This is a genomic window from Streptomyces sp. MK37H (assembly GCF_018035285.1).
Lineage (GTDB): Bacteria > Actinomycetota > Actinomycetes > Streptomycetales > Streptomycetaceae > Streptomyces > Streptomyces endocoffeicus.
This window is the reverse complement of the sequence record NZ_JAAAYH010000837.1, coordinates 1-1,487: the sequence shown is the minus strand read 5'-3', so window position 1 is coordinate 1,487 and position 1,487 is coordinate 1. Positions and strand designations below refer to the sequence as shown.

The window sequence follows — 1,487 nt, the reverse complement described above, 5'->3', positions numbered from 1 at the left end:
CCGCCATCGCCGCCGTGGCCTTGAGGTCCGCCATCATCAGCGGGATCGCCCGGCAGCGGATCCCGGCGGCCTCGACCTCCTCGACCGCGCCCGCGTCCACGGTGTCGACGAGCCAGCCGTCCAGCAGCCCGGAGCCGTAGTGCTTGGCGACGGCGGCGGCGGTGGACTCCACGCCGACGGCGGCGAGCACCTTGTCGGCCATGCCGCGCACGGGCGCGTCGCCCACGATGGGGGACAGGCCCACGACCGGAACCCCGGCGTCCGCGATGGCCTCGCGCACGCCGGGCACGGCGAGGATCGTGCCGACGCTGACCACCGGGTTGGACGGCGGGAAGAGGACGACATCGGCGTCGGCGATGGCCTCCAGGACGCCGGGCGCCGGTTTGGCCTGGTCGGCGCCGACGGGAACGACGGCGTGGGCGGGCACGGAGGCGCGCAGCCGCACCCAGTACTCCTGGAAGTGGACGGCCTTACGGCCTTCACCACCAGGGTCGTCGATCAGGACGTGGGTCTCGACACGGTCGTCCGTCATGGGCAGCAGCCGCACCCCCGGCTGCCACCGGGCGCACAGCGCCTCGGTGACGGCGCTCAGCGGATAGCCCGCGCCCATCATCTGCGTACGGACTATGTGCGTGGCGAAGTCGCGGTCGCCGAGGCCGAACCACTCGGGCCCCACCCCGTACGCCGCCAGCTCCTCCTTGACGGTGAAGGTCTCGTCGGCCCGGCCCCAGCCCTGCTCCTCGTGGATGCCACCGCCGAGGGTGTACATCACGGTGTCGAGGTCGGGGCAGACCTTGAGGCCGAAGAGGTGGATGTCGTCGCCGGTGTTCCCGATGACGGTGATGTCGGCGTCCGGAGCCGCCGACATCAGACCGCGAAGGAAACGGGCGCCGCCGATACCGCCTGCCAGAACCACAATGCGCATGGGGGACAGTGTTGCAGCCGCCCCGGACATCGGGGGCGTTCGGGGCGGTTCAGCCGCCGAGGGCGCCCAGCGCGTCCGCCCCGGCCCCGGCGGGCAACTCGGCGGTCTGGGTGGGGTGCAGCGGCATCTCGGTCAGCCCGGGGAAGTAGATGTGCAGACTGACGGCCGGTTCGAGGGCGTCGTTGACCACGTCGTGCACATAACCGGGCGCGAAGACGCGCTGTGCGCCGGCGTGCAGCGTATGCCGCGCGCCGCGCGTCCCCACCCGCTCGGTGAGCTCGCCCTGGAGCACGGTCAGCACCCCGGAGGAGCGGCCGTGGTCATGGGCCCCGCTGCCCTGTCCGGGCACCCAGCTGAGCAGCCACACCTCATAGCCGGGGCCGGTGCGCAGCCGGTGGTACCAGCGGCTGGTGGCGTCGTACTGGACGAGGGGCGCCCAGCCGTCGCGGTCGGCCGCGATGGTGCGGGCCAGGCCCGCGAAGGCGGAGACGGTGGAGGGGTGCGCGGGTACGGGCGGCAGCAGATGCGGGATGGCGAGCGGGTCACCGGCGATCTGGACGTC

2 protein-coding genes are annotated in these 1,487 nt (G+C 73.1%); both read right to left on the bottom strand.

Features of this window, described 5'->3' with window-relative positions:
* A partial coding sequence (gene cofD, locus GWI24_RS44300; protein ID WP_210951653.1) for a 2-phospho-L-lactate transferase occupies nucleotides 1-925 on the bottom strand: 925 nt, incomplete at its 3' end.
* 49 nt (nucleotides 926-974) lie between these two features.
* Nucleotides 975-1,487: cysteine dioxygenase family protein (locus tag GWI24_RS44295; RefSeq protein WP_210951652.1), on the bottom strand; the 513-nt coding region annotated here is incomplete at its 5' end.